The 26,226-nt window shown below is 66.8% G+C and carries 26 protein-coding genes and 3 pseudogenes; 15 read left to right on the forward strand and 14 right to left on the reverse strand.

Annotated features, from left to right (window positions below):
* Positions 1-26: 26 nt before the first annotated feature.
* A pseudogene (locus tag AC5Y3Z_RS10135) lies at positions 27-125 on the forward strand (zf-HC2 domain-containing protein); the annotation flags it as partial.
* A 513-nt stretch (positions 126-638) separates the two neighbouring features.
* Here AC5Y3Z_RS10135 and AC5Y3Z_RS10140 read toward each other — a convergent pair.
* A pseudogene (locus AC5Y3Z_RS10140) lies at positions 639-2,977 on the reverse strand (heavy metal translocating P-type ATPase).
* 105 nt (positions 2,978-3,082) lie between these two features.
* Here AC5Y3Z_RS10140 and sigC point away from each other — a divergent pair.
* Entirely contained in the window at positions 3,083-3,649 is a 567-nt protein-coding gene (gene sigC, locus AC5Y3Z_RS10145) for an RNA polymerase sigma factor SigC (RefSeq protein WP_473138820.1), read from the forward strand.
* Between the two features lies 1 nt (position 3,650).
* Here sigC and AC5Y3Z_RS10150 read toward each other — a convergent pair whose 3' ends face one another.
* The 4 genes from AC5Y3Z_RS10150 to AC5Y3Z_RS10165 form a co-directional block, all read right to left on the reverse strand.
* A complete protein-coding gene (locus tag AC5Y3Z_RS10150; protein WP_473138819.1) occupies positions 3,651-4,454 on the reverse strand; it encodes an SDR family NAD(P)-dependent oxidoreductase in 804 nt (267 codons plus the stop codon).
* 365 nt (positions 4,455-4,819) lie between these two features.
* On the reverse strand, positions 4,820-5,302 hold the full coding sequence (locus tag AC5Y3Z_RS10155; RefSeq protein ID WP_473138818.1) for a winged helix-turn-helix transcriptional regulator: 483 nt from the start codon (positions 5,300-5,302) through the stop codon (positions 4,820-4,822).
* Positions 5,303-5,327: 25 nt separating this feature from the next.
* The gene (locus AC5Y3Z_RS10160; RefSeq protein WP_473138817.1) at positions 5,328-5,843 is read right to left on the reverse strand and encodes a PaaI family thioesterase; all 516 of its coding nucleotides are present in this window, start codon (positions 5,841-5,843) and stop codon (positions 5,328-5,330) included.
* Between the two features lie 66 nt (positions 5,844-5,909).
* Entirely contained in the window at positions 5,910-6,683 is a 774-nt protein-coding gene (locus tag AC5Y3Z_RS10165; protein ID WP_463828015.1) for a DUF2127 domain-containing protein, read from the reverse strand.
* 245 nt (positions 6,684-6,928) lie between these two features.
* Here AC5Y3Z_RS10165 and AC5Y3Z_RS10170 point away from each other — a divergent pair, with 245 nt between their 5' ends.
* Genes AC5Y3Z_RS10170 through AC5Y3Z_RS10180 form a run of 3 tightly spaced genes read left to right on the forward strand, consistent with a single transcriptional unit; the run spans position 6,929 to position 9,206 of the window.
* Positions 6,929-7,972 (forward strand): zinc-binding dehydrogenase, encoded by a 1,044-nt coding sequence (locus AC5Y3Z_RS10170; protein ID WP_473138939.1) that lies wholly within the window; start codon positions 6,929-6,931, stop codon positions 7,970-7,972.
* On the forward strand, positions 7,969-8,376 hold the full coding sequence (locus AC5Y3Z_RS10175) for a nuclear transport factor 2 family protein (protein ID WP_473138816.1): 408 nt from the start codon (positions 7,969-7,971) through the stop codon (positions 8,374-8,376). The genes AC5Y3Z_RS10170 and AC5Y3Z_RS10175 overlap by 4 nt, the downstream gene beginning before the upstream one ends.
* An 8-nt stretch (positions 8,377-8,384) precedes the next feature.
* Positions 8,385-9,206 carry an SDR family NAD(P)-dependent oxidoreductase gene (locus AC5Y3Z_RS10180; RefSeq protein WP_473138815.1) on the forward strand — a complete coding sequence of 274 codons (822 nt, stop codon included), beginning with the start codon at positions 8,385-8,387 and terminating at the stop codon, positions 9,204-9,206.
* Here the strand turns inward: AC5Y3Z_RS10180 and AC5Y3Z_RS10185 are convergent.
* Positions 9,154-9,789 carry a class I SAM-dependent methyltransferase gene (locus AC5Y3Z_RS10185; protein ID WP_473138814.1) on the reverse strand — a complete coding sequence of 212 codons (636 nt, stop codon included), beginning with the start codon at positions 9,787-9,789 and terminating at the stop codon, positions 9,154-9,156. The genes AC5Y3Z_RS10180 and AC5Y3Z_RS10185 overlap by 53 nt on opposite strands.
* A gap of 77 nt (positions 9,790-9,866) precedes the next feature.
* Here AC5Y3Z_RS10185 and AC5Y3Z_RS10190 point away from each other — a divergent pair, with 77 nt between their 5' ends.
* Positions 9,867-10,688: an SDR family oxidoreductase gene (locus tag AC5Y3Z_RS10190; RefSeq protein ID WP_473138813.1), complete on the forward strand. Its 822-nt coding sequence runs from the start codon at positions 9,867-9,869 to the stop codon at positions 10,686-10,688.
* A 17-nt stretch (positions 10,689-10,705) separates the two neighbouring features.
* Here AC5Y3Z_RS10190 and AC5Y3Z_RS10195 read toward each other — a convergent pair whose 3' ends face one another.
* A complete protein-coding gene (locus AC5Y3Z_RS10195; protein ID WP_473138812.1) occupies positions 10,706-12,319 on the reverse strand; it encodes a PE domain-containing protein in 1,614 nt (537 codons plus the stop codon).
* Between the two features lie 168 nt (positions 12,320-12,487).
* A complete protein-coding gene (locus AC5Y3Z_RS10200) occupies positions 12,488-13,126 on the reverse strand; it encodes a TetR/AcrR family transcriptional regulator (RefSeq protein ID WP_473138811.1) in 639 nt (212 codons plus the stop codon).
* A gap of 117 nt (positions 13,127-13,243) precedes the next feature.
* Between AC5Y3Z_RS10200 and AC5Y3Z_RS10205 the strand changes: the two genes are divergently transcribed.
* A complete protein-coding gene (locus tag AC5Y3Z_RS10205) occupies positions 13,244-13,879 on the forward strand; it encodes a TetR/AcrR family transcriptional regulator (RefSeq protein ID WP_463827839.1) in 636 nt (211 codons plus the stop codon).
* Between the two features lie 143 nt (positions 13,880-14,022).
* A complete protein-coding gene (locus AC5Y3Z_RS10210) occupies positions 14,023-14,748 on the forward strand; it encodes a cutinase family protein (protein WP_463827838.1) in 726 nt (241 codons plus the stop codon).
* 90 nt (positions 14,749-14,838) lie between these two features.
* On the opposite strand, the gene AC5Y3Z_RS10215 is transcribed toward AC5Y3Z_RS10210, so the two are convergent.
* Together AC5Y3Z_RS10215 and AC5Y3Z_RS10220 are read right to left on the reverse strand one after the other, a co-directional pair.
* Positions 14,839-15,306 (reverse strand): SRPBCC family protein, encoded by a 468-nt coding sequence (locus AC5Y3Z_RS10215; RefSeq protein ID WP_463827837.1) that lies wholly within the window; start codon positions 15,304-15,306, stop codon positions 14,839-14,841.
* Positions 15,303-16,289, reverse strand: coding sequence for a LysR family transcriptional regulator (locus tag AC5Y3Z_RS10220; protein ID WP_473138810.1), 987 nt, complete (start codon positions 16,287-16,289; stop codon positions 15,303-15,305). The genes AC5Y3Z_RS10215 and AC5Y3Z_RS10220 overlap by 4 nt, the downstream gene beginning before the upstream one ends.
* A gap of 153 nt (positions 16,290-16,442) precedes the next feature.
* Here AC5Y3Z_RS10220 and AC5Y3Z_RS10225 point away from each other — a divergent pair, with 153 nt between their 5' ends.
* The 5 genes from AC5Y3Z_RS10225 (at position 16,443) to AC5Y3Z_RS10245 (ending at position 21,026) form a co-directional block, all read left to right on the forward strand.
* Positions 16,443-17,318 (forward strand): SDR family NAD(P)-dependent oxidoreductase, encoded by an 876-nt coding sequence (locus AC5Y3Z_RS10225; protein ID WP_473138809.1) that lies wholly within the window; start codon positions 16,443-16,445, stop codon positions 17,316-17,318.
* 8 nt (positions 17,319-17,326) lie between these two features.
* The gene (locus tag AC5Y3Z_RS10230) at positions 17,327-18,148 is read left to right on the forward strand and encodes a mycofactocin-coupled SDR family oxidoreductase (RefSeq protein ID WP_473138808.1); all 822 of its coding nucleotides are present in this window, start codon (positions 17,327-17,329) and stop codon (positions 18,146-18,148) included.
* On the forward strand, positions 18,148-18,918 hold the full coding sequence (locus AC5Y3Z_RS10235) for an SDR family NAD(P)-dependent oxidoreductase (protein WP_463827833.1): 771 nt from the start codon (positions 18,148-18,150) through the stop codon (positions 18,916-18,918). The genes AC5Y3Z_RS10230 and AC5Y3Z_RS10235 overlap by 1 nt, the downstream gene beginning before the upstream one ends.
* Positions 18,919-19,094: 176 nt before the next feature.
* On the forward strand, positions 19,095-19,904 hold the full coding sequence (locus AC5Y3Z_RS10240) for a polysaccharide deacetylase family protein (protein WP_473138938.1): 810 nt from the start codon (positions 19,095-19,097) through the stop codon (positions 19,902-19,904).
* A 552-nt stretch (positions 19,905-20,456) separates the two neighbouring features.
* Positions 20,457-21,026 (forward strand): DUF3558 domain-containing protein, encoded by a 570-nt coding sequence (locus AC5Y3Z_RS10245; RefSeq protein ID WP_473138807.1) that lies wholly within the window; start codon positions 20,457-20,459, stop codon positions 21,024-21,026.
* 19 nt (positions 21,027-21,045) lie between these two features.
* On the opposite strand, the gene AC5Y3Z_RS10250 is transcribed toward AC5Y3Z_RS10245, so the two are convergent.
* Positions 21,046-21,651: a TetR/AcrR family transcriptional regulator gene (locus AC5Y3Z_RS10250; protein WP_473138806.1), complete on the reverse strand. Its 606-nt coding sequence runs from the start codon at positions 21,649-21,651 to the stop codon at positions 21,046-21,048.
* A gap of 64 nt (positions 21,652-21,715) precedes the next feature.
* Here AC5Y3Z_RS10250 and AC5Y3Z_RS10255 point away from each other — a divergent pair, with 64 nt between their 5' ends.
* Positions 21,716-22,546, forward strand: coding sequence for an alpha/beta fold hydrolase (locus tag AC5Y3Z_RS10255; RefSeq protein ID WP_473138805.1), 831 nt, complete (start codon positions 21,716-21,718; stop codon positions 22,544-22,546).
* Between the two features lie 132 nt (positions 22,547-22,678).
* On the opposite strand, the gene AC5Y3Z_RS10260 is transcribed toward AC5Y3Z_RS10255, so the two are convergent.
* A complete protein-coding gene (locus AC5Y3Z_RS10260) occupies positions 22,679-23,092 on the reverse strand; it encodes a Zn-ribbon domain-containing OB-fold protein (protein WP_473138804.1) in 414 nt (137 codons plus the stop codon).
* Positions 23,089-24,246, reverse strand: coding sequence for a thiolase family protein (locus AC5Y3Z_RS10265; RefSeq protein ID WP_473138803.1), 1,158 nt, complete (start codon positions 24,244-24,246; stop codon positions 23,089-23,091). The genes AC5Y3Z_RS10260 and AC5Y3Z_RS10265 overlap by 4 nt, the downstream gene beginning before the upstream one ends.
* A 495-nt stretch (positions 24,247-24,741) precedes the next feature.
* On the opposite strand from AC5Y3Z_RS10265, the gene AC5Y3Z_RS10270 reads away from it, so the two are divergent.
* Positions 24,742-25,719: a LacI family DNA-binding transcriptional regulator gene (locus AC5Y3Z_RS10270; protein WP_473138802.1), complete on the forward strand. Its 978-nt coding sequence runs from the start codon at positions 24,742-24,744 to the stop codon at positions 25,717-25,719.
* Between the two features lie 89 nt (positions 25,720-25,808).
* Here AC5Y3Z_RS10270 and AC5Y3Z_RS10275 read toward each other — a convergent pair.
* Positions 25,809-26,214: pseudogene (locus tag AC5Y3Z_RS10275) on the reverse strand (Zn-ribbon domain-containing OB-fold protein).
* Between the last annotated feature and the right edge of the window lie 12 nt (positions 26,215-26,226).

Raw genomic sequence — 26,226 nt, forward strand, 5'->3', positions numbered from 1 at the left:
CGCCGCCGTTGCGCGACTATAGAGACATGGATTGCGAGGTGGCCCGCGAAGCCTTGTCGGCTCGCATCGACGGGGAGCGGGAGCCGGTACCTTCGGCGCGCGTCGACGAGCACCTGGGCGAGTGCGCTGCCTGTCGAGCCTGGTACGAGCAGGCAGGCGACCAGGCCGAACTGCTGCGGCGCCTGGTCCAGTCCCGGCCGGTGATCACACCACTGGGCCCGTTCGGGCCCGACCGCATCCCCCGGCCCCGACGGGCCCGAATGGCTTGGCAGCGTTGGGCTTTGCTCGGTGTCGGCCTGGTTCAGCTGATCCTGGCCGTCGCACAGGCCCTGGGCCTGAGTGTCGGATTGGGTCACGATCACGGTGGCAACCCGGGCAGCCACCTGGTCAACGAGTCGACGTCGTGGTCGGTCGCACTTGCGGTTTCGATGATGGGTGCGGCGTTGTGGCCGCGTGCCGCTGCCGGTCTCGCCGGCGTGCTGACGGTGTTCGTCGGTGTGCTGACCGGCTATGTGGTGGCCGACGCCCTGTCCGGTGCCGTCACCGCCGCGCGGATGCTGACCCACGGTCCGGTGCTGCTTGGCGCCGTCCTCGCGATCATGGTGTGGCGAAGCCACCAGACTCCCCGGCCGGCGCCGTCAGATATCGCAACAGAGCCGGAGATTGTGTTGCCCGACAACGCATCTCGCGGCCGCCGGCGCGGTCACCTGTGGCCGACGGACGGGGCGGCCTAGCCTTTCGGTCGGCGGCCCACGCCGAAGTTGCGCAGCCGCAGGCTGTTTGACACCACGAAGAACGACGAGAACGCCATCGCTCCCCCGGCGATCAGCGGGTTGAGCAGCCCGGCCGCGGCGATCGGGATCGCGGCGATGTTGTAGCCGAACGCCCAGATCATGTTGACTCTGATGGTGCGCATCGTCGCCGCAGCCAGATCCAGCGCCAAGGGCACCACTTCGAGGTCGTCGCGCACCAAGATGACGTCAGCCGCACCGATCGCGACGTCGGTGCCACGTCCCATCGCCATACCCAGATCGGCGCACGCCAGTGCCGGTCCGTCGTTGATGCCGTCGCCCACCATGGCCACCACGTGCCCGCGCTCGCGCAGCTGCTCGATCACGTCGACCTTGCCTTCGGGCAGGATGTCGGCGATCACCTCGTCCAGGCCGACGCGAGCGGCCACCGCGGCCGCTGCTGCCGGGTTGTCTCCGGTCAACAACACCGTCCGATAGCCCCGCTCGTGCAGGGTGGCGACCGCGCCGGCCGCCGAGTCCTTGACGGTGTCACCCACCGCGATGACACCGCAGGGCGCACCGTCGACTTCGACGAGAACCGCTGTCTCGCCCCGTGATTCGGCGCTGCGCCGAGCCGCGGTGAGGACGGTTTCCGGTCCCGGGGCGCCGATCCACGACGGTTTGCCGACTCGCACTTTGCGGCCGGCCACACTGCCGCTGACGCCACGACCGGGCGCCGCACGGAAGTCGCTGACCGGTTGGTGTTGGGCTGCCGATGCCGCGATCGCCAGCCCGACCGCGTGTTCGGACGCTGCCTCCACTGCCGCCGCCAGCTCGCGTACCTCGTCGGCGTCCCAGCCCGGCGCCACGGTCACCGCGCCGACCGTCAAGTGGCCCGTCGTCAACGTGCCGGTCTTGTCGAATACGACTGTGTCGACAGCGCGGCTGGCCTCCAACGACTGGTGGCCCTTGATGAAGATGCCGAGTTGGGCGCCACGACCGGACGCCACCATCATCGCTGTCGGGGTGGCCAGGCCCAGCGCACACGGGCAGGCGATGACCAGCACGGCCAGGGTGGCTGAGAAAGCCTGATCAAGCCGTCCGCCAGTGATCAGCCAACCAGCGGCGGTCAGGGCCGCGATCGCGAACACGCACGGCACGAACACCGAGGCGATCCGGTCGGCGAGTCGTTGCGCCTCGGCCTTCTGCGCCTGCGCCTGTTCGACCAACCGGACCATGCCGGCGAACTGGGTGTCGGCGCCCACCGCTGCCGCCTCCACGATCAGCCTTCCGTCGAGCACCGTCGTGCCGCCGACGACCTGCGATCCGGGACGCGCCCGCACCGGTTTGGCCTCGCCGGTCATCGCGCTGATGTCCACCGCGGCGGACCCTTCGACGACGAGTCCGTCGGCGGCGATCGTCTGACCGGGGCGGACAACGAAGCGCTGCTGCTCTTGCAGCTCGTCTGCGGGAATGACCGATTCCGACCCGTCAGCCTGCAGCACCGCTACATCCTTGGCGCTGAGCGCGGCCAGCGCCCGCAGAGCGCCGCCGGCCCGCGACTTCGCCCGGGCTTCGAAGTAGCGGCCCGCCAATACAAACACCGTCACGCCTGCGGCGACTTCGAAGTAGATCGCGTCACTGCCCAGCAGTGCCTGCCAGACACCCCGCCGCTCGGTGGTCGGGTGGACGCTGAAGACGGTATAGAACGACCAGATGGTGGCGGCCGTGATGCCCACGGAGATCAACGTCTCCATCGACGCGCCGCCGTGCATCGCGTTGCGCAGCGCGATGCGGTGGAACGGCCACGCCGCCCACAGCACCACCGGCAGGGCCAGCCCGGTCAGCACCCACTCCCAGCCGGTGAAACGGGAGCTGGGCAGTACCGCGAACAACACCGACAGGTGCGCCAGCGGGACAAAGCACACGGCGGCGACCGCCAACCGGATGAACAGATATCGCGCACGGTCGGCGTCGGGGTCGCTGCCGAGGTCACCGCCGCGGCGCACCTCGGCGTCATACCCCGCAGCGCGGACCGCCTCGCACAGCTGGTCAGCCGTGACGTTCTCACCGGATTCGACGGTCGCGACCCGGGTCGCGAAGTTGACCGAGGCACGCACGCCGGGCAGTTTGTTCAGAGTCGATTTCACCCGGTGAGCGCAGGCGACGCACGACATCCCGGTGATGTCGAGTCGGACGACCTCGAGCTCTGGGTGCGCCTCAGTGGGGGCGGTCGTCGCCGTCATCGTGGGTCCTCATCTCGTGAAAATCCGTTCCGACTAGATCAGTCGTAGCAACCAGCCCGCTAGTTCCCACCTCGTCGTGGAAGTTATGCCCTATTCTCAACATCCGTGGCGACAGGTGGCGACGACGACCAGATCACCCAGCTCGCCAAGTGCGCCGGACGAGGCGACCAGGCCGCGCTCACGCAGTTCATCCAGGCCACCCAGCGCGACGTGTGGCGGATGGTCGCTTATCTCACCGATCCCGCCAGCGCCGACGATCTGACGCAGGAGACGTTCCTGCGGGCGATCGGCGCGCTGCCGCGCTTCGCCGGGCGTTCCACCGCCCGCACCTGGTTGCTGTCGATCGCGCGTCGCGTCGTGGTCGATCAGATCCGGCACAACACGAGCCGGCCGCGCACCACTCACGTGGTCGATCTCGACACGGCGCTCGCCGCCGGCCAGGCGGTGGGCCCGCGCGGCAACCGGATCGAGAACATGGTGGAGATCCGGATATTGATCGACGGACTCGACCCCAAACGGCGCGAGGCCCTGGTGCTGACCCAGATCCTCGGGCTGTCCTACGACGAAGCAGCCGAGGTGGCCGGGTGTCCGGTCGGTACCGTCCGCTCCCGGGTGGCCCGGGCGCGCGACGATCTGCTGCGCGCCGCCAGCGAGAGCGACCGCACCGGCTAGTTCAGCGCTTGAGCGCAGGATGACTGCGGGTGAGCAGCGGCAGCATCCACTCCGGTGGTGCGATCCGGAACAGTCCGGACGAGATCCGGTTGACCAGACCCGGTACGACGACGGCCTTGCCGGCGGCCAGCCCGTCGATTCCGGCCTGCGCCACCTTATCGGCCGGGACCCACATCACCCGAGGTAACGCCGCGTCGGCCTCTTCCTTGGAGAATCCGGCCGCTTCGCCGAAGCCGGTGTCCACCGGGCCGGGGCACAGCGCCGTCACCGAGACGCCGGTGCCCGTCAATTCACCCCGCAGGCTGTGGGAGTAGGACAGCACGAACGCCTTGGCCGCGCCGTAGGCTGCTTGCCCCGGCAGCGGCCCGAACGCGGCCACCGAGGCAACGTTGAGGATGGCGCCGCGATGGCGGTCCACCATGCCCCGCAGGAACCGGCTGCACAGGTCGACGACAGCGGCGACGTCGACCTCGACCAGGTTGAGTTCCTGCTCGGGGTCGGATTTCGCGACGACGCCCGTGGTGGACAGCCCGGCGTTGTTGATCAGGATGTCAGGGGTCAGGCCGAGGGCAGTGACGCGGTCCAGCAGGCTAGCCCGGTCGGTGCGATCGGACAGGTCGGCGGGCAGTGGATGCGCCGATGCGCCCAATCGGGCGGCGATCTCTTCGAGGCGGTCGGCGCTGCGCGCCACCAACACCACCTGATAGCCGCGTTTCGACAGGATCTGGGCGAGCTGCTCGCCGATACCCGACGAGGCACCGGTGACGATCGCGGCGCGGTCCTTACCGGCTGGTGGGAGGGCCATCTGCTGACCGTACCCGGTATCTCAGCAGCGCTCGGCGCCCCGCTCCATCAAGCGGAAAGCGCTGGCCGACCGGCTCGGTTGGCTGCGCCGCACGGCGTGCCACGCGTGGCAGGCCCGCGCCTTGATGGGTGCGACGATGTCAGCGCCACTGGGGCCCGGATTCATCCAGTTGTGTAGTGCTGTCACGGCAGTGGTCCCTCGTCAGTGCGACTCGTGTTGTCCTCGGCGAGTGCCGGGTCGGTGCGGCGGATGAGTCACTTGTTGAATTGCAGTCTGTCCCCTTTACATCATGGCCGCCCTCAGGTGAACAACGAGAGAACCGGCTGTGTGGGATCCGGCACAACTGCGTGGGGCAGGCCGCGACGTCACACCATGCGGCTTCCGCGCTTCGCAATGCGCACTGTCGTGTCAGCCAACGAAACGTCGTGACCCGCTGTACACCGGACGTGCGGTGCCACGGCCGCACCGCAGCCGTCGTGGACGAGCTCCATCGCACCGGCCTCGCCCTGCAGCAGTCTGCCGAATTCGATCAGGCTGACGAGCACCGGGAACAGGGCGCGGCCACGCTCGGTAAGCACGTATTCGTAACGGGTGCGCTGGCCCGGCCGTTGATAGGGCCGCTTTTCCAGCAGGCCCGCGTCGACGAGTTGGCGCAGCCGTTTGGCCGCGATCTGTTCGGTCACCCCGGCGCGGCGCGCCAGATCGTCGAAGCGCCGTTCACCGAAGAACGCCTCCCGTAGCAACACCATCGCTGAACGGGTGCCGATCAGCTGCAGCGCGTGTTCCATCGGGCACCAGTCCGCCGCCGCCCAACGGTCCCGATCAGCTAGCTGGCCCGCTAAGTTCATGTCTGTCCTGTTGTGCTGCAATCGATTACGGATGGATGATCAGACAGTTGCTGGTCGCCGTGGCCAACAGCTTGCCGGTGCCGCTGGTCAGCACCGCTTCGGCGAGCGCGGTACGGCGGCCGAGGTGTTTGACGGTTCCGGTGGCGCGCACCGGTCCGGTGTCGACGCTGATGGCGCCGATGAAGCGCACCGACAGATCGAGGCTGGTGTAGGCGACGCCGGCCGGCAGCATGCTGTGGACCGCACAGGCGGCGGCCGAGTCCAGCAGCGTGCAATACATGCCACCGTGGACGGAACCGATCGGGTTGTAGTGGAATTCGGCCGGCGTCATGGTGAAGACGGCGGTCCCTTCCGAGACAGCCTCCAGTCGCGCACCGATCGTCGTCATCACCGGCGGCGGCGCCACTTCGCCGTCGACCATGGCCTTGAGGAAGTCCAGCCCGCTGCGGTTGCGCGCCGCGTTGGCCGGCTCCAGCGGATCGGCCCATTCGATGGTCCGGGTTCGCCCGGCTCGTCGGGTATCGCAGGTTGTCTCGGTCACAGCGACCATCCTCACCGCTGACTAAACTCGAGTCAAGTCAGTGTCGTCTTGGTCACTCGGCGGTATTCAGGAAGCGGTCATCGCAGCACGTTCGAGGTCCAACAACTGCTCGCCGTGCAATTCCTCGTCGTAGGCGCGGCGCCCGCCCCGCGCCCCGAACAAGCGCTTGGAGATCACCAGGTACAGGACGGCGGCAATGTTGATGGTCAGGGTGGCCACCCTGGTGGTGGTCACTCCCTTGAGCAGGTCGTGAATCTCCAGCGGCAGAAAGACAGACGTAGCCACCACCGCGAAGTACTCGCCCCAACGTTTGAGCAACCAGAGGCCGATGCCTTCCACGATCTGCAGCACGGCGTATGCGGCGAGCAGGCAGGTTATCAGCGCCAGCGTGGAAGGCTTTGCCGCCAAGGCCTTTTCCAGCTCGTGGATGGCCGACATCTGATCGACCTTGAAGCCGGCGGCGCGAAAGATCGGCAAGTCGCGATCGAGGGTGGCCTGAATGGCTCCGCGCGATCCGCGAAACGTCCAGACCGCCCACGCAGCCAGACCCAGAATCACAGCGCGCCCGAGTCTTTCGACGGCCAGTGCACGGATGATGATGGCTTGACGCAGGGCCTTGCCGCGCATGATCAACGGCGCGTCCTCCGGGCGCCCGCGACCGTGCGGCTCGCCGAGCGCGAAATCACCACAGCGTAGGCAGCGCCACACGTCGCCAAGGTTGGTCTTGGCATGCAGCCGGTCGGCCAGCGCCTCGTCGTCGGGGGCGTAGGTGGCGTGGCCGGCGAACGCGCAGGTGATCAACTCCCACCGGTTCAGGGCACGGTTCCTGGCTTTGGTCACGCGCGCTCCTTCGGGGCCGGTGTGCGACCGGTCCGACGCCGGCATGCGCAGATCATTCAATGTGGGTAGCAGACAACGCAAGCGGATCCGTGCCGCGGCTTTACGTCCTTGCGACACCACCGGCTCCTCGGCATCGAACCACTCGACGGCAAGAACCCCCGTTCCATAGAGTGAGTCCTTGAACATTCGGGGCTGTATCTCGAATGTTCGAAAATTCAGGAAGAGGGTCTGTGGCGATGCGGGCAGTGGTATTGCGTGGCGGCAAGTTGGAAGTGCGCGATACCGCCGACCCCCGGCCCGGCCGCGGGGAGCTGTTGTTGCGGACGCTCAGTACCGCGATCTGCGCCTCCGACGTGCACTTCATGGATCACCCGGAATTGGGCGTCAACGACCCCACCGGCCGATCGCTTTACGACGCCGACCGGGACGTGGTGCTCGGTCACGAGTTCGTCGGCGAAGTAATCGAGCTCGGACCCGACTGTTCGGATCAGTGTGCGCTCGGCACCCGCGTAACGGCCATGCCGGTCCGCCTGGTGGACGGCGGTGCCGGAGGCATGCGCATCATCGGCCAGCATCCTGAAGCGCAGGGCAGCTTCGGTGAACTGCTGGTGGTCTCCGAGGCAGCTGCCAAACCTGTCGACAGTGAAATCTCCAGTGACGCAATCGCGCTCACCGATGCCTTCGCCGTCGGCGAATTCTATGTGCGATCGGCGGCCGTCGCGCCCGGTGAAGTCCCGATCGTCGTCGGTGCCGGCGCGGTCGGGTTGTCTGCCGTTGCCGCCCTGGCGAGTCGCGGCCTAGAGCCGATCGTCGTGTCCGACTTCAAGGCCGAACGACGCGAACTGGCCCGGAACGGATTCGGTGCCCACGTTGTGGTCGACCCCGCCGAGCAGTCGGCGTTCGACGCATTCCGCGAGATTCGCAGTCAGCGCGGATTGCCCGGGCCGGCAGTCATTTTCGAGTGTGTCGGCGCCCCCGGCCTGATCCAGCGGCTCGTCGAAGACGCCGAATTCGGCACCCGGATCTATTGCGCCGGCGGCTGGTACACCGGCGACACCCTGGACATCACCACTGCCACCCGGCAAGGCGTCACCATTCAATTCGGTGGCGGCCCACATCCGCAGGACTGGTACGGCACGCTCGAGGCGATCGTCTCGGGACGACTCGACCCATTACCCAGCGTGGGCAAGGTCATCACCCTCGACGAAGTGCCCGACGCGCTCGACCTCGCCCGCCGATCCGATGGTCCGCCCCGGATCGTGGTTCATCCCAACGGAGCCGTCAAATGACTGAACGCGAAGACCGCCAGGATATTTCGGAGCTGTTGGTGCGTTATGCCACGGCCATCGACCGGCGCCAATGGCAGCTACTCGGCACGGTTTTCGCCGCCGAGTGCGACGTGGACTACGGCGAGATCGGCACCTGGACGAGCGCTTCCGCGGTCGCGGAGTTCATGGAACTGGCGCACGCGATGGCCGGATACACGTTGCACCGGCTGAGCAACATCGCGATCACCGTCGAGGGTGACCGCGCCGAGGCCCGCACCTACATCGACGGCCTGATCATGGCGGCCGACAACCAGGGTGGTGTCAACGCGGTCGGCTTCTACGACGATGTGCTCGTCCGCACGAACGAAGGCTGGCGCATATCGAAGCGCCAATTCACGTCGGTGCGCATCACCGCGGTGAGCTAGGAGTGCCGATGAACTTCGCCGCGAAGTACGGCCCGTGGGCATTGGTCGCGGGCGCATCCGACGGCGTGGGTGCCGCGTTCGCCATGGGCCTGGCACAACGCGGGGTCAACGTCGTGCTGCTGGCGCGGCGCCGGGACGTGCTGGATCAGGTTGCCGCACAGATTAATTCGGCGACTCACGCGCAAACGCGGACTCTGGCAGTCGATCTCGCGCAACCGCACGCGGCGACCATCATCGCCGAAGCCACCAGTGATCTGGAGATCGGCTTCCTGGTGTACTGCGCGGGCGCCGACCCGAATTTCGAGCCGTTCCTGGCCAACTCGGTCGAGGCCGCGGAGTCGATGGTGCGCCGCAACTGCATGGTGCCGATGCAGCTGTGCCACCACTTCGCTCCGGCGATGGTCGAGCGGGGGCGCGGCGGCATCGTCCTCTTCGGATCGGGCGCCGGATTCGCCGGCGCACCCAACATGGTCGCCTACGGCGCCTCCAAGGCATTCGACATGGTCTTCGCCGAGGCGTTATGGGCTGAACTGCACGGCAAAGGCATCGACGTCCTGGGTCTCATCCTGGGTAAGACCGACACCCCCGCACTGCGCGAACTCGAATACCGCCGCGGTCAGATCACATCGGCCGACGACATGCCACCCGGCGCGGCCCCTGTCGACGAGGTGATCAGCGAAGCGTTCGACAACCTGACGAACGGTCCGACCTGGATCGTCGGTGCAGACATGCGCGCGGCGATGCAGATGCTCGGATCGCTGACGCGCAACCAGGCGGTCAACCTGATGGCGCAGGCCAGCGCTGCGGCGATGGGCACACCTCCGCACTAGCCTGCCAGCTGATCAGCACCCGTCCGTAGAGCAGCCGGCGGACGCGGGCTCCGGGGAGCACCGCGCGAACGTGCGTGCGCAGCTGCGAAAACGTATCCGGCGGAGGCCATTTGATCGGCGCGGTGTGCTCCCATTTTCCCTTGACCTGGTTGACGACCGCGCAGGCCACCCAGCTGGTCAGGTGCCACAAACTTTCTCGCAGGGCAGGTTTGACGAAGCTGACCACGGCCAGCGTTCCGCCGGGTCGCACCAGGCTCGCCAATCTTGCCAGCGCGGCTCGGGTGTCGTCGATGTGGTGCAGGGCGGCGTTGGACACCACGGCGTCGAACCCGGGCAGATCGGCCGTCATGACGTCTGCATGTGTCCAGCGGACCGAAGTACCGGCAAAGCGAGCCCGGGCACGCCCCAGTACGGGAGCGTCGATGTCGATCGCGGTGACCTCGGGTATTCGAGCGGCCAGGCGGGCGGCCAGAAAGCCGTCACCGCACCCGACGTCGAGCACCTCGCGCGCGGTGGGCGGGACGGTCGCATCGACCAAAGAGTCGTAGTGGATGTTGATGTTCCACGGTCGTTCCGCCGACACGCAGCCAACCTAACCGCTCGACCACCCTATTCTTCGCCTGGGGACGTTTTAGTCAGGACGTGCGCAGAGGAGATGCAATGAGTCAGTACCGGGAAGTGCTGGTCGTGGTCGGCGTGGGCGGCATGGGTCAGGCCATCGCCCGGCGGCTCGGTCCGGGCAAGACGGTACTGCTGGCCGATAACAACGACGCCACCCTGAGCTCGGTGACCGACGCGCTGGTCGCGGATGGGTACGAGGTGCAGAGCCAACGCGTCGACGTGTCGGCCGCGGAGTCAGTGCACGCACTCGCCGACTTCGCCGCCTCCCTCGGCACCGTTACCCAGTTGGCGCACACCGCCGGCCTGTCCCCGGCACAGGCTTCGGCACAGGCGGTGATGGCCGTCGATCTGCTCGGTGTCGCCCTGGTGCTGCAGGAATTCGGCGAAGTGATCGCGCCGGGCGGGGCCGGCGTGGTGATCGCCAGCATGGCCGGCCACCTCTTCCCGCCGTTGACCGCAGACCAGGAAAAGGCGTTGGCGCACAATCCGCCCGCGGAGTTGCTGGACCTCGAATTCATCAGCAGCGTCACCGAATCCACGTTTGCCTATCCGATCGCCAAGCAGGCCAACCTCATTCGGGTCCGAGCTGCCAGCGCACAATGGGGCGAACGCGGTGCGCGGATCAACTCGATCAGCCCGGGCATCATCTCCACTCCCATGGGTCAGGAAGAGTTGGCATCCGCGGTCGGTGACGGTATGCGGGCGATGACCGCGATGTCGGGCACCGGCCGCATCGGCACTCCCGACGACATCGCGGCCGCGGCCGCATTTCTGCTCGGCCCCCAGGCATCTTTCATCACCGGCGCCGACCTGCTGGTCGACGGCGGGGTAGTCGCTGCCCTCAAGGCCGGGAACCGCTGACAGCCCAGCGAACCTGACTACCGTTCGTGGTATTCGTGCAGAGTTTGACCGGCATACTCGCTGATGGTCACGTATCCCCGTCCATCGGGGTGGAATGCGATCGCCTCACCCTGCCGTTCGGCCGCGACCGGCCCCTCCACCGGTTGCTCGCTGAACGGTGACCAGGAGCTGCTGCCGGTGCTGCGGTCCCATAACAGCACGTCGTCGTAGGTGCGCACCGCCAACTGCGACCCGTCCGGCGAGAAGTCAGCGCTGGTGACGAGTTGTTCGTCAGCCGCCGAAAGGTTCAGTGTGGCAACGTGTGTCAGTGTCCTGGTGGCCGGGTTGGCGCCAGCGGTGCTCCACCCGCTGTCCGGTGTCGAATACACCCGGGAGACGTCTCCGTCAGTCTTCTCGATGAGCAACATGTTGTGGTGGACCGGATCGACCGCCAGCGCTTCGGAATTGAGCTTCAGCCCGTTCGGGTAAACCAGTTTCTGCTGCTGGACGCCGGTCAGCGTCGTGTTCGTCGGGTTGTTCGCGGTGCCGGTGACGATCGGCTCCTCGACACGGTAAATGGTTACGCTGCTTCGTGATTGACCGTTATCGCCGATGTCGCCGACATAGATGTAGGACTTGCCGTCCGGCCCCTTGGCCACCTCGATGTCCTCCCAGTCGTTGGCGGTTGCTCCACTGAGTTGGTAGGTGGCCAGCGTCTGGCCGGTCTTGGCGTCGATCGCGAAGATGCGCGCGGTGTCCCCGGAATCGTTGTGCACCCAGTAGACGTCCGGGTTGTTGATGCCCGCATCGATGCCGGAGATCTCGGTCAGATTGGCGTCGGTGACGGTTCCGCCGTTCGACGAAACCAGGTCACCGTCGCGGGCCGCCGCCACGGCATTCGGCCGCGGTGGTTCGCTCGGGGTGCCGGGATCGGTCGGGGATCCAGGGTTCGTCGCTGTGGCTCCCGACGCCCCGGCGGCACCGTCAGCACCCAGCAACCCACCGGACCCGCCAGCGCCACCCGCGCCCGGAATCTGGCCGGTGCCGCCGCGGCCACCGACGCCACCGTCACCGGAAAGCCAACCGCCGTCACCGCCGCGACCACCGGCAGGAGCCGCAGCCATGGCATCGACAGCCGCGCCACCCTGACCACCGGCGCCACCGCGTCCGATCAATCCGGCGCTGCCACCGCGGCCGCCCGCGTGACCGGCGGCGCCCGAGCCACCGTCGCCGCCGTCGCCGTACAGCAGTCCGCCCGCGCCGCCGTCCTGTCCAGTGCCGGGCAGGCCATCCGTGCCGGTGCCGACCAACGGGCGACCCAGCAGAGTTCGGGTGGGTACGTTGACCAGGTCCAATGCCAGTGCGGCCGCGTTGTTTGTCTCGGCCGTTGCGTACGCGCCCGCCCCCGAACCCAGCAACTCGACGAACCGGGTATGGAACGCTCCGACCTGCGCGCTCAGGAGTTGATACTCGCGACCATGCTCGGCGAACAGGGCGGCCACCGTGGTCGACACCTCATCGTTGGCCGCGGCCGGTATCCCGGCAGTTGGTAGCGCCGCGGCGGCGTTCGCCACTGCGAGGGCCAACCCGACGCGCCCTAGTTGAGTTGCTGCCGCCGACAACAACTCCGGTGCCGTTACCACGTACGACATGGCCGCCTCCGTCCACCGCTCATATAATCAATCGATTGATCGTAAATGGAACGCGTCGTTCAGGGGCCGGAAACAGGAAACCAATTGATCAGTCGATCACTTCAGGCGGCGTGAATCTCGGGCAATAGGTTCGGCCCCGCTCCAGGATTCGCCCGACGCTGCAATCAATCAGTTGATCGCATCAGAGCTGCTGCTGCCGAAGAGTGCCCCGGCGACCAGGACCTTGGACGCGCCGAGCGCATCGTGGAAATCCGCCGGCGCCAGGGTGGCTGCCAGTTCGGTCAACCCGTAGATCAGCGCGTAGACAGCCTCCAGCACGGCCTGCGGATCGGGGTCCGGCCCGAGCTCTCCGTTCTGGTGTGCATCGCCGACGATGTCGGCGAGAATTTCGCGGACCGACTCGAACCCCGGGCGCGTGTCACCGGAGGCGCCATCGCTGCCGATGTTCTCGGCCCGAATCGCCCACTCGAAAGCAGCCAGGTCGGGGTAGTCCCGCAGTAGCTCTCCACACTCCTCGAGCACTGCTGTAATGCGGTCGACGACGGTGCCCGCGGCTGCGGCGGCGCGGCGTAACCGTGGCATCGCGGTTTCGGACCGGGTCGCGATGGTCGCCCTGATCAAGTCCGATTTGTTCGGAAAATAGTTGTACAGGCTGGCACTTGTCACGTGCGCCAACTGTGCGATCTGGCGGATCGTCGCCCGGGAGTATCCCACCTCGGCCACACACTTCATCGTTGCCAGGATGACCCGCTGCCGAGTCTGTTCGCCGCTGGCGCCGGCCGGACGCCCCAGCTGCGTGCGGGCCATGCGTCTCGTGTCCTCACCGGCCCGATCGGCCACTCGCAGGTGCTGCACCGAACGCGGCACATCGGTCGAATATATTCGACCGATCAATTATTTCCGGTGTCCGCGGCGGTACCTGGCGTGACCGGCGGCTCTTCCCCACTCGGTCGGCCGGTCGGCGCCAGCGGCGAGCAGACCCGTCGGCGAATCATCCACGCGACGATGAAGTGTGTGGCCACGACCGGCTACTCCCAGGCATCCATTCGCGAGATCGCCCGCGCCGCCAACATGACCAGCGGCAGCCTCTATCACTACTTCCCCAATAAGGCCGAACTGATCCGAGCGACCGGGGAAGAGATCGAGCAGATCGTCCTGCCGCGGCTGCGCGACGCCGCTGCCCGGTCCGACGAGATCGTCGACCGACTCGAGGCGGTACTGGACGAGTCCAAGGCTCTGATGCGCGACTACCCCGCCTTGGCCGGATTTCTGCAGGCCACCCGTGCGCAGGGCACCACGCAGTCGCGTCCCGAAGGCCCGCAGTACCCGGGATCCAGGGCACTGCGCGACGTCGTCACCGAGATCATCGACGACGCCCGAAGCCGCGGCACGCTGTCTCCGAGCACCAGCACGACCGCCGCGACCGAAGCCGTGTGCGCGCTCACCCGAGGCCTGTCCGAGCAGGCCGCGCGGCTGTCGCCGCAGGCATACGACGCCACCCTGGAGTCGATCAAACAATTGCTCAAAGGCACTCTCTTTGGCATCCCGACCGAACGGTGACCAGAGTCTGCCGGCTACGCGACACAGCATTACCGCAGGTGCAGGCACACCCCACCGGCTCGCTAGGTACCGGTCGAGCCGCTAAAATTTCTCGTCGTCGTTACGCTTGCATTGGTTTGGGATGCGGTGAGGAGGGAAAAATAATGCCCATGATTTCGCGTGTTCTGGGGTCCGCGGCTGCCGTAGCCGCAGGGGTGAGTTCGGCAATATTCATGCCCGTCATACCGTCCGCGTCGGCGGCGCCGCCGTGCCCGGATGTGCAGGTGGTGTACGCCAGGGGTACCGGGGAAGACGGTTTGGGCGCCACGGGTCAGGCGTTCGTGGATTCTCTGCGGCCCCGGATCGGTGCGCAGTCGATGGACGTGTACTCGGTCAACTACCCCGCCAGCGACGAATGGGCCACCGGGATCGATGGCGTCCGGGATGCCGGTGCGCACGTCAACTCGATGGCAGGTGCGTGCCCGAAGACCAAGATGGTGCTCTCCGGCTTCTCCCAGGGCGCGGCCGTGATGGGCTTCGTCACGTCGGCCCGGGTGCCCGACGGGGTCGACCCCGCCACGGTGCCCAAACCGCTGGACCCCGGGGTGGCTGATCACGTCGCCGCGGTGGTGTTGTTCGGGACGCCGAATGCGCGGGCCATGGAGTTCCTCGGTCAGCCGCAGGTGGCGATCGGACCGCTGTACCAGGCCAAGACGCTGAAGATCTGCGCCATCGACGACCCGGTTTGCTCCGAAGGCGTCAACTTCGCCGCCCACAACTCCTACGCCGACGATGCGGCGGCGATCGATCAGGGTGCCGCGTTCGCGGCCAGTCGGGTCGGCGCGCCGGGTCCGGCGCCGGCGCCGCCTCCGGCCGGGTTCGGGGAATAGTCGCTGCGACCAGGGACCGGCCGCCCATCTCACACCATGGCGCGTCGCCCCGGGCAGGTGTCGTGAGACGCACACTCGGTGCTGCGGCGATCAGGCGTAGCGGTCGCGCAGCTTGGTGAGCGTTGCCTCGATACCGGTCGCGTTAGATTTCGCGAAGCCCATCCGCTCGTAGTACTTCAGCTTGTTCTTCAGCGTTCCGGCGCTGTGGTAGTCGAAAGTCTCGGTGACCCGGGTCAGCGTCGGGGAGAGTGCCTCGAACTCCCAACGCCACCGGTGCCCCAGCGGATGACGCCATTCGACCACCTTGTCCGGTTCCAGCACGGTCACCGTGCTGGTGATGCGGTATGGCACGCCCAGCATCTTCATATGGGTCGAAAACTTAGATCCCTCAACAAGATTGGCCGGCGTCTTGATGTTGTCGCGAACCGTGCCGGATCCGTCGAGTTCACTGTGACGCCGGGGATCGGCTGCCATCTCGAACAGTTCGGTCGCCGGGGCGGCAACCTCCACCGATCGACTGACCCGCCGTGGTCCGGCATCGACGACGTTGATGGTCATCGTGTCTCCCTTTCTCTCAATTGTTGCGGCTCTGCGAAATTCGGATCCCAGGCCGCGGACGGCACGACGCGCGCCGGCCAGCGGCCGGATTTGACCAGTCGCGTGACCTCGTCGCGCAGTAGCACCCCGACCTTCGCGGCGAACTCGCGGGGCACCTCGAGCGCAGCAGTGGCCGCGACACCGAGCTGATGACTGATCTCCGGTTCGCAGATCGGTGCATACCGCAGCAGGCCGGCCCTCACCTCCGCGTCGCAGGCCGACAGCGGCAACACCGCATGCGCCAGCCCCGCCCCGACCAATGACTTCGCCACGTCGGGCGAGTCCGTCGAAAAGCGGGCTGTCACAGTGACTTTGAGACGCAACGCGGTGTTCTCCAAGGTGTTGCGGATCCCGGTGGGCGCACCGGGCAACACCAGCGGCATAGTGGCCAGTTCGGTGAACCGGACCGGGACGTCCGGTGCCAACCCGGATGCGGGACCGCCCACCAGCACCAGCTCTTCGACCAGCAGTGGACGGAAGAACAGCCGGTCGTCGGGCACCGGATTGATCACCGCGAGGTCGATCGCGCCATGGAGCATCCGCTGCACCAGATCGTCGGTGTCGGCGACCGCCAGGTGGATGTGGACGTTGGGAAACGCCGCGGCAAGACCGCCCGACAGCGGAGCCGCCAGCACGCCGGCGGCGGTAGGCACCACGCCGAGCAGCAGGCCACGCTCGATCCGCGCCAGCGGGGACCCGGCGTACTGCACGGCGAGTTCCAACTGACGCAGCGGCGCGGCGGTCGACGCCCGCAGCCGCTCGCCCTCCTCGGTCAGCACCACACCTCGCCGCGTCCGCTGGAACAGCGTGATGCCGAGATCTTCTTCGAGCAGCCGGACCTGGCGACTCAGGGCCGGCTGCGCGATGCCCAGGGCGGTGGCGGCACGTGTGATCGAACCTTCTTCGGCTATCCGCAGGAAGTACTTGAGCCGATGAGTGTCCATCACCTCCACATCTACCAGCCATACAAATCGAGCATGACTGGTTTTCTGAATCGGTATTACCTGAGCTGCGCATTTCGGTCATATCGTCGGCGTGAGCCGCCCGGTGTTGCCGGCCCGGTGCAGCTGTCTGGTCGAGTGGAACGTGGGGTCTGAATGCCGCAGGACGTCGAGACCGATTGGGTGCAGCTACTCGGATTGGACCAACTGCCGGAGCACGTCGTCGGTAAACGGGTTACCGACCTGATGGACCTGTCCGGCAAGAAGGCGTTCGTCACCGGCGCTGGTGGTGACGGGCTGGGCCAGGCCATTGCCCACCGCCTCGGCGGTCTCGGCGCAGATGTGGCACTGATCGGTCGCACCTTCGAGAAGGTCCAGCGGCGCGCGCAGGAGGTCGAACAGCGCTGGGGTGTCCGCGCCGTCCCGGTCAAGGCCGACATGTCGCAGTGGGACCAGGTGCACCAGGCTGTCGATCAGGCCTACGGCGAGCTCGGTGGGCTGGACATCATGGTGAATAACCCGGTGATGGTGGCTGCCGGTCCCTTTGAGAAGCAGACCCAGCAGGAGATCGACTACACCGTGCTGGGCAGCTTGACCATGATGATGTACGGCGCGCACGCCGCGCTGCAGCACCTGCTGCCGCAACAGTCGGGCAAGATCATCAACATCGGAGCCGTGGGCGGCCGCATCCAGCAGCGCGGTCTGGTGGTCTACAACTCCTGCAAGGCGGGCGTCATCGGGTTCACCCGCAACCTGGCCCACGAGGTGGCTCCGCGGGGAGTCAACGTGTTGGGCGTGGCGCCGGGAATCATGATCAAGGCGGAGATGCGCCAGTATCTGCTGGACCCGCAGGATGACCGGCAGCGCGCCGGCCGCGACGCGATTCGCGAGGCGATCACCCACCAGGTCCAGCTCGGCCGGGCTTCATTGCCCGAGGAAGCCGCCAACGTCGTCGCGTTCCTGGCGTCCGAGGCCGCCGACTACATGTGCGGGCAGACCATCGATGTCGCCGGCGGGCAGTGGATGGGATGAGCGACCCCATGGCTCGACCACTTTCGGGACGCGTGGCGTTGATCACCGGCGCGGCACGGGGGCAGGGCCGTGCACATGCGGTACGGCTCAGCGCCGACGGCGCCGACGTCATTGCGGTGGATCTGGCCGGACCCTTGCCGGCCAGCGTGCCGTACGACTCGCCGACGCCGGCCGACCTCGCCGAGACCGCACGGCTGGTACAGGACAACGGCCGGAAGGTCATCACTGCCGAGGTGGACGTACGCGATCTGGACGCGCTGCGCGGAGCGGTCGACTCCGCCGTGCGCGAACTCGGCCGATTGGAGATCATCGTCGCCAACGCCGGGATCTGCAGCCCCGCGCCCTGGGATCAGATCAGCGCGCAGGCATTCCGCGACACCATCGACACCAACGTGATCGGCACCTGGAACACCGTGATGGCCGGGGCCCAGCACCTCATCGACGCCGGCCGTGGCGGATCGATCATCCTGATCGGTTCCGCCGCGGGGATAAAGATGCAGTCGTTCATGATCCACTACACGGCCAGCAAGCACGCCGTCGTCGGCATGGCGCGCGGATTCGCCGCCGAGCTGGGCCGGTACAACATCCGCGTCAACAGTCTGAACCCGGGAGCGGTCGCCACGCCGATGGGCACCGGCCGGATGCGGGAGGCGCTGCAATCGGCGGCCGACACCTACCCACACCTGCGCGGCATGCACAAACCGTTGTTGCCCGACGGCATCGCGCAACCAGAAGACATCTCCGACGCGGTCGCCTGGCTGGCCTCCGATCAATCCAAATTCGTGACGGGAAGCCAACTTTCGGTCGACATCGGGGTTGGTTACTGCTGATGCGCGGACTACGGGGCAAGACTTTCTGCATCGCCGGCGGTGCTACCGGGATAGGGGCGGCCACCGCCAAACGGTTGGCCGACGAAGGCGCGCGGGTTGCGATCGGCGATATCAACGTCGACGCGGCCACAGCCACCGCCGAACAGATCACCGAGGCGGGCGGCGCGGCCATCGTCGTCGAATTCGACCTCGCCGATGAGAGGTCGGCCCGCCACTTCGTCGAGCGGACCCTCGCGGAATTCGGCGCGGTGCACGGTCTGCACAATGTCGGCGCCGACCTGTCCGAGGACAACCTGGGACGCGACACCACGATCCTGGACACCGACCTCGACGTGTGGCACCGGACATTGGAGGTCAACCTGCTGGGCTACGTCCGCACGATCCGAGCGGTTCTACCGCATCTGCTCGAAGCCGGCGGCGGCAGCATCGTCAACACATCCTCGGGTGCGGCATTGGGCAGCGACCCGATGCACGTCGCCTACGGCGCGTCCAAGGCCGCGGTGAATCACCTCACCCGCCACGTAGCGGTCAACTGGGGCCGGCACAACATCAGGAGCAACGGGGTCATGCCCGGCCTCGTGATGGGCGAGACCCAGGAGCGGCAGAACGACCAGCAACTTCAGCAGGCCTTCCTGACCTTCGGCAAGACCACCCGCCTGGGCAGACCCGACGACCTCGCCGGCGTGGTCAGCTTCCTGTTGTCCGACGAAGCGGAATGGATCACCGGCCAGGTCTGGTACATCGGCGGCGGTTCACACCTGCGGCAGTGACCCACTGCTGTGACTGCCACAACACTCGGGCGGCACACCGGCGTTTCCGGCCGAGTCGGCCGCCCCGGCCGTGGTACGGTTCGCTGCTGTGGTGTCGTCGCTGGTCAGCCTAGGTCGCAGCCCGAGTGGGGGCGTGCCCGGATCACGCGATCGATTGCGGCCGGGAAATGTCTGAGCTGAACCGACGCCGATTTCTCGGGTCGCTCGCCGTCTCCGCAGTGGCCAGCGTGGGTCTGGCCCGCTGCATGGTCGACCCGCAACCGCGAACGTTCGCCCAGACGCCGGCAGCTGCCATGCCACTGCCCGCCGGTCCGACTGTCGCCGGCCTGCTGCCGCCGCCGCCCCCCAGTGCGCGCATCCGACTCCCCGGCGGAGGTGCGCTCAGCCAGCTGCCCGGGACCGGTGATCTGCTCGCCCTGACGGTCGACGACGGCACCAACAGCGAAGTGGTGCGTGCCTACACGCAGTTCGCCAAGGACACCGGTATCCGGATGACGTTCTTCGTCAACGGCATATACGACTCGTGGACCGACAACGTGGCGATGTTGCGGCCGCTGGTCGAATCCGGTCAGATCGAGCTCGGCAACCACACCTGGTCGCACCCCGACTGCACCTCGATCCCCCCGGGCGAGATCACCAAGCAGCTCAGCCGCAACGACGAATTCCTTCGCAAGACGTATGGCGTTGGCGCCAAACCCTATTGGCGCCCGCCGTACGCCAAGCACAACGCGGCTGTCGACGCCGTGGCGGCAGACCTCGGATACACCGTGCCGGTGCTGTGGTCGGGTTCGCTGTCGGATTCCACGTTGATCACCGAGGAATACATCGTGAAGATGGCCGACCAGTACTTCACCCCGCAGTCGATTGTGATCGGACACCTCAATCACCTGCCGGTCACCCACGTCTACCCGCAGCTGGTCGACATCATCCGCGAGCGAAAACTACGCACCGTCACCTTCAACGACATTTTCCTGAAGACGCCGTAGCCTTTCCTGTCCACCCTCCCGCACACGGTCGCGGGGACAATTTCATGTCCATTGTCCTCGTCAGCCTCAGCACATGTGCGTATGCCGGTCAGCGGCGGATGCTACAACATCGTCTGATCGATCAACAACACGTGGGGCCGCACTGCAGAAGGCTGGGGCCGGCATCTTGCTGCCCAAACACGCTAGCCCGCAACGCATTCGCAAAGCCGTAGCGGCAACGCTGCACGACCCTCGCTACGAGCAAGCCGCCCGCAGTCTCGGGGTGGCGATCCGGCGCCGCGACGGAGCGCAGTTGGCAGCGGACGCGATCACCCAGTTCGCAGTGACATCGATGTCTCCCTGATCGGATCTCCAAATAGCTTGTCGGACAACAGCACCGTCACTGCGGGCTGATTAAGTTGTGCGAAGGGCACGCTCATGGGCGACCGAATCAAAAAGCCCACGACTCGGTGTTGAGTCGCGTCATCGACAAGAATGGCAAGAATGCCCGCTGCGACCCGGCTCACCACCCGAACTCTCGTCCACGAGTCGAATGAAAAGCGCCGGCAATAGATGGCTGAGAATGTGTTTCGACATCGACGCGCCGTAGGTTCGCTCGTCCTGGCTGGTCTGGTTGGCGCGACATCCCTGCTGGTCAGTTGCCAGGACCACCCGCCGGGACCAGGGGGCCAGCAGTCATCGCCGTCGCGCACCACGAAGCAGGCCGTGCACGGACCGGCCTTCCCGGAATGCGGTGGCGTCAGCGATCAGACCGTCGCGCAACTCACCAACGTGTCCGGCCTGGTCGTCACCGCTCGCAACCCGATGGGCTGTCAGTGGTTGCTGCACGGCAGCATCGACGGGCCGTGGTTCTCCTTCAGCTGGTTTCGCGGCAGCCCGATCGGGCGTGAACGCAAGAACGAGGACCTCACCCGCTCCACCGTCAGCGACGTCACCATCGACGGACACAGCGGCTACATCGCGGCAGGCACCGACCGGCTCGGCACCCGGTTGTGCGACGTTGCCGTCCAGTTCGGCGACGACTTCTTCGAATGGTCGATCCAGTTCACCAGGAAGCCGTTTCCCGATCCGTGCGAGATCGCCACTGAGCTGTCCCGCCGGACCATCGCGGCGGTGAAGTGACGGCGGCCGCCCGGGACCGTCAGCCCTCGAGCATCCCATCGATGATCAGACGCAGCACCTGGCTGATCTCCTCGCGCGCCCGCTTCTGGTCGGCCGCCGTGGCGATCGCCATGGCGGCTTCGTCGAGTGCGCCGATCAACACGGTGGCCATCGGACGAACCGGTAGCGGTTGCAATTGGCCGGCATCGATGGCCGCCGTGATCAACTGCTCGGTCATACCCAGGCTGTAACGCTGGGCAACGTCACGGAAGCCGGCCCAACCCAGCACAGCCGGCGCGTCCAGCAGGATCAACTGGCGCGCCTCCGGGTCCCCGGAGACCTCGAGCCAGGCGTCGACCGCGGCGCGGATCGTGTCGGCGGGCGTGGTGGCACCCGATGCAGCAACCAGCGTGGCCATCCGATTCATCAGATCCTGCTCCACCGCTTCGACGACGTCGCGGAAAAGCGCTGCCTTGTCGGCGAATTGGTGATACATCGCGCCTCGGGTCACGCCTGCTTCGCCGGCGATCTCCGGCGTACCGACGTCGGCGTAACCCCGCGATCCCCACAGCTTGCGGGCAGCCGAGACCAGCGCCGCGCGGGTTGCCGCGGAACGCTGTTCCTGAGTGCGCTTCTTGATTTCCATACACCCTGTTGGTAACTTACGAACAGACAGCCTGTTTGTAACATATTGCGAGTAGGAGCTTGCCATGCCGACGATCGACATTAACGCCGGAACCATCCATTACGAAGCAACCGGACCCGCAGCCGGGCGTCCCGTCGTGTTCGTGCACGGATACCTGATGGGCGGCGAACTCTGGCGCGACGTCAGCACCCGCCTCGCCGAACAAGGACTGCGCTGCATTGCCCCCACCTGGCCGCTCGGTGCCCACACCCAAGCCCTGCGCGCCGGTGCCGACGCCACCATCACCGGCGTCGCCAGGATCGTCGCCGACACGCTGGCGGCGCTCGACCTCGACGACGTGGTCCTGGTCGGCAATGACACCGGCGGGGTGGTCACCCAGTTGGTGGCGGTGCACCATCCCGAACGGCTGGGGGCGCTCGTCCTCACGAGTTGCGATGCGTTCGAACACTTTCCGCCGCCGATCCTCAAGCCGGTGATCCTTGCCGCCAGGTCCAGGTCGTTGTTCCGCACCGCCATTCAGACCATGCGAGCGCCCGTCGCGCGCCGGCGCGCCTATGCGGGTTTGGCCCACAACGACATTGACGATCTCACCGCGGTGTGGGTGCGCCCAGCACTGTCCGACCTCGCGATCGCGGAGAACCTGCGCCAGCTCTCGCTGTCGCTGCGCCCCGAGATCACCACCGGGGTCGCCGCACGGTTACCCGAATTCGGCAAACCTGCCCTCATCGCATGGTCGGGCGACGACAAGTTCTTCGACCTCGAAGACGGCCGACGACTCGCCTCGACGATTCCGAATGCCCGGCTCGAGGTCATCGAAGGGGCCCGCACCTATTCGATGGTCGATCAACCCGCGCGTCTCGCCGAGCTGTTGGCTACGGTCGCGGTGCCTGCGTAGCACGAGCGGTCCAGCCACGCTGGGCGCTCACCCGGCCGGGCCATGCGGCGACGGAGCTGATCGTCAGTGGCGGCCAGCACCCCAGCACCAGGTAGGCGGTGATCGGCAGGCCGTTGGCGGTGCGAGCGGGACTCACGGCGATCCGGTGAAGTACGGCAGCGTGACCTCGGAGTCGACCGCGTGGAATTGCACACGCACCCGCATCCCGATCCGCAGTGCGTCGGCGGCCACGCCGACGATGTTGGTCAGCAGCTGATAACCCTCGTCCAAGGTGACAATTGCCGGCGCATAAGGCGGTTCGAATTCCGCGGTGACCGGCCTGTGCACGACGGTCCAACTGTAGATTTCGCCGACGCCACCGCCCCGTGTCCACCGCAGCTCGGCCGACAGGCAATGGCGACAGTGCTCGGTCGGTGGGAAGTTGGCCAGGCCACACTGTCCGCAGCGTTGGTAGCACAGTTCGTGACGACGGCATCCCGCCCAGAACGGCACGCTGAGGTGACTGCCGGCGTGCGGCAACGGGCCGGTCTGCGGCAATAGATTCATCGCGGTTCGTCCCCCAGTAGCAGCACTGTGGTGAACATCGCACCCGCTCCCCCGTTGCTGCACAACGCAATACGCGCGTCCGGCACCTGCAGTTCACCCGCCTCGCCGCGCAGTTGCTGCACGGCCCGCACGGCGCGCTGCATCATCTGCGGGTTGGCTCCCGCGTGACTGAACGACATGGTTCCTCCGTCCGTGGTGATCGGGTGACTGCCGCCGATCGCGATGTGACCGTCGGTGACGAACGGCCCGCCTTCACCGGGTGGGCAGAACCCGAACGCCTCCAACTGGCGGATGATCTCGAACGAGAACGGGTCGTAGAGCTCCAGCACGTCGACGTCGTCGCGGCGCAGACCCGCGTGCGCGAAGGCACGGTCGGCAGCCCGCCGGCCCACCACGCCGTTGACGTGATCGCCGCGGCGGCCGACCAGGTCCCACGCCGGCGGATGCTGATAGGACGGCCCGTGAAAGTCTGCGCCACTGCCCAAGATGTAGACCGCACGGTTGCGCGGGTCGACCTTGGCGAGGTTCGCCAGTACCAGCGCACAGCCACCCTCGGACGTGGTGGCGCAATCGAGAAGGTGGAAGGGATCGGCGATCAGCCTGGACGCGGTGATGTCGTCCGGGGTGAACGGACCACGTTGGTGATACACGGCTTTCGGGTTGCGCGATCCGTTGTTGCGGATGGTGGCCGCCACGATGGACAGCTGCTCGCGGGTGGTGCCGTAGACGTGCATGTGCCGACGCGCGATCAGCGCGAATTCCGCGGCCGTGAACATGCCCCACGGCGCTACGAATTCGTTCTCCGGTCGCGTCCAGGGCGCGGTGGCTTCGTGGTCGCGATACTCACCGGCCTGGGCGGCGACCAGCACCACCACGTCGGCCATGCCGTGTTCGATAGCAGTGGCCGCCTCGGTGATCATGCCGACCCCGAAGCCCAAGCCTTGCCACGCCGGTCCGAGCCGCAGGTCATAGATCAGTGCGGTGGACTGTGGACCCGCGCTGATGCCGTCCACGTCGTGCAGGCTCAGACCGGCGTCGGCGAGGGCTCCTCGGATCGCAGTAATGGCCAGACTTCGTGAGGTCTCACCTTCCAGCCGGCGGCCCTGCGCGGTGTTGAACACCCCGACGATGGCCGCGGTGCGGTGTGCGCTCAATCCCACTCCACTCTGATGCCGTCAGTTTTCATCAGCGACGACTCTCGACGCCGGTAATGCGATGGCGCGCAGTCAATTCCATCACCACCGAATCCTGCCGCAGCAGGAACCGCACCGGTGCGCACAAGTCACCGCAGCGAGGCGGCACACCCAGGGTGACGGCCATGCCACAGCCCTGCCGGTCCTGTGGCGCTGACGCCCGACCGGGAGAGATCCAGCAACTTCTCTGGGGTGCAATGCAATACATCCCGCAGCACTTCCTCCATGTGCTGGCCGTAGAGCGGTGACACCCTGCCGATCCAGCGTCTCGGCTTGGCGGCGAAAAACCAGGTCAGCTGGCAAGTTCTAGGGTCATTCCTCTCACCAGGTCGCTCGGACGGACACGCTCGATTCTGATGCTATTAGTCTGCCAACAGACCGGATATCCGCGGGAGGGTGCGCTGGCGTGGACACCCCGTGCCACCATGTGGCAGGAGCAGCCCGGGAAGGTGACGCGTGAGCACGGACAAAAGTGTGCGACCCACCACCGCTGACGTGGCTCGGCTGGCGGACGTGTCGACCGCGACGGTCAGTTATGTGCTCAACAACGCCGAGGGCCGCCGAATATCGGCCCAGACCCGGGACGCGGTCAATCGGGCCGCCAAACTACTCGGCTACCGGCCCAATCTGGCCGCGCGCAATCTTGCCCGCGGCAAGAGCGGAGTGGTGCTGTATGTGGTGCCACACGTGGCGGTGGGCGACATGCCGATGCAGGCCGGCAGCCGGATGACCACCGAGCTCGCGCGACTGGGTCTGTTGCAAGTGCAGATCTTCGAGACCGAAGACGACCACCACGTCGTCGATGCGATCGCCAATCTCGATCCGGTCGCGGTGACCAGCCTGTTCCCTCTCAGCGAAGCCGCCGCCGGGGCGGTGAGCGAGGCGGCCATTCCGCTGGTCGAAATCGGGACCCTGCCGGCGCTGGGTGATCCCCACCTCGCGGTCGGCGAGATGCGGGTCGCCCATCTGGTGTCGCGGGGCCACCGACAGATCGCGTTCGCCAATACGGGAATCGCGAAGTGGCGGGCGCTGGGCGAGTACTGGCTCGAAGGTGTCGTCCGCGCGACACAGGTACGCGACCTCCCGCCGGTGCCCGTCGCCGAAATTACCGTCGCCAACGCCGCCGACGTCGTCACCACGTGGGTGCGCGACGGCGTCACCGCGGTGTGCGCGCAGAGCGACGAAGTCGCCTGCCTGGTGCTGTACGGGATACACCTGGCGGGTATGCGCTGCCCCGGGGACCTGGCCGTGATGGGCGTGGACGCCAGCACCATGGGCATGGTGAGCACCCCGCCGCTGACCACCGTGCAGTTCGACCCGAACGCGGTTGCCGACGCCGCGATCGCCGCGGTTTACGAACGGCTGGGCTACCCGCCGCCGCCGTCGCCGGATATCACCGACATCGCGCGTCTGATCGTGCGCTCCTCGACCTGACGTGCCCGCCTGCTGACCGAACGTCCGTGGTTAAGCGCATCACTCGCGATGACGTGCGGCTGATACCCGAGGAGGAGTACCGATCGCGCTCAGGCAGGTTCGTAGCGCAACATGGTCACGTCGTGCTCGGGATAGTCGAAGAACACCGGACGCACCCGCATTCCGATTTCGAGGTCACCCGGCTCGACGTTGACCATCTCGGTGGAAAACCTTGGGCCCTCGTCCCATTCGACGATGGCCAGCAGTTGTGGCACCGCGTCGGCGAAGTGCGGGCCGGCGCGCCACCGTGAACGAGTACAGCGTGCCCATACCGGAGATCTCGCGCCATTCCAGGTCGTCGGCCAGGGTGCGGGGCGCGCGCACCCGCGGGTAGAACACATAGGCCTGCGACGACGGCGAGTACTGGATCACCACCCGGTGTTCGGCCAGCGCATCCCAGAACGGCGCGGTGGTGGGCGTCTTGACCGGCATCGGTCGGTCGAAGCTGATCGCCATGAATCCTCCTGC

It is taken from the genome of Mycobacterium sp. NGS61, assembly GCF_059812325.1.

Coding starts and splice junctions, on each gene's coding strand:
- AC5Y3Z_RS10150 (WP_473138819.1), bottom strand. CDS start 4,454: ATGGCCCTCCCACCAGCCGGTAAGGACCGCGCCGCGATCGTCACCGGT.
- AC5Y3Z_RS10155 (WP_473138818.1), bottom strand. CDS start 5,302: ATGAACTTAGCGGGCCAGCTAGCTGATCGGGACCGTTGGGCGGCGGCG.
- AC5Y3Z_RS10175 (WP_473138816.1), top strand. CDS start 7,969: ATGACTGAACGCGAAGACCGCCAGGATATTTCGGAGCTGTTGGTGCGT.
- AC5Y3Z_RS10180 (WP_473138815.1), top strand. CDS start 8,385: ATGAACTTCGCCGCGAAGTACGGCCCGTGGGCATTGGTCGCGGGCGCA.
- AC5Y3Z_RS10190 (WP_473138813.1), top strand. CDS start 9,867: ATGAGTCAGTACCGGGAAGTGCTGGTCGTGGTCGGCGTGGGCGGCATG.
- AC5Y3Z_RS10195 (WP_473138812.1), bottom strand. CDS start 12,319: ATGTCGTACGTGGTAACGGCACCGGAGTTGTTGTCGGCGGCAGCAACT.
- AC5Y3Z_RS10200 (WP_473138811.1), bottom strand. CDS start 13,126: ATGGCCCGCACGCAGCTGGGGCGTCCGGCCGGCGCCAGCGGCGAACAG.
- AC5Y3Z_RS10210 (WP_463827838.1), top strand. CDS start 14,023: ATGCCCATGATTTCGCGTGTTCTGGGGTCCGCGGCTGCCGTAGCCGCA.
- AC5Y3Z_RS10215 (WP_463827837.1), bottom strand. CDS start 15,306: ATGACCATCAACGTCGTCGATGCCGGACCACGGCGGGTCAGTCGATCG.
- AC5Y3Z_RS10220 (WP_473138810.1), bottom strand. CDS start 16,289: ATGGACACTCATCGGCTCAAGTACTTCCTGCGGATAGCCGAAGAAGGT.
- AC5Y3Z_RS10225 (WP_473138809.1), top strand. CDS start 16,443: ATGCCGCAGGACGTCGAGACCGATTGGGTGCAGCTACTCGGATTGGAC.
- AC5Y3Z_RS10230 (WP_473138808.1), top strand. CDS start 17,327: ATGGCTCGACCACTTTCGGGACGCGTGGCGTTGATCACCGGCGCGGCA.
- AC5Y3Z_RS10235 (WP_463827833.1), top strand. CDS start 18,148: ATGCGCGGACTACGGGGCAAGACTTTCTGCATCGCCGGCGGTGCTACC.
- AC5Y3Z_RS10245 (WP_473138807.1), top strand. CDS start 20,457: ATGGCTGAGAATGTGTTTCGACATCGACGCGCCGTAGGTTCGCTCGTC.
- AC5Y3Z_RS10250 (WP_473138806.1), bottom strand. CDS start 21,651: ATGGAAATCAAGAAGCGCACTCAGGAACAGCGTTCCGCGGCAACCCGC.
- AC5Y3Z_RS10255 (WP_473138805.1), top strand. CDS start 21,716: ATGCCGACGATCGACATTAACGCCGGAACCATCCATTACGAAGCAACC.
- AC5Y3Z_RS10260 (WP_473138804.1), bottom strand. CDS start 23,092: ATGAATCTATTGCCGCAGACCGGCCCGTTGCCGCACGCCGGCAGTCAC.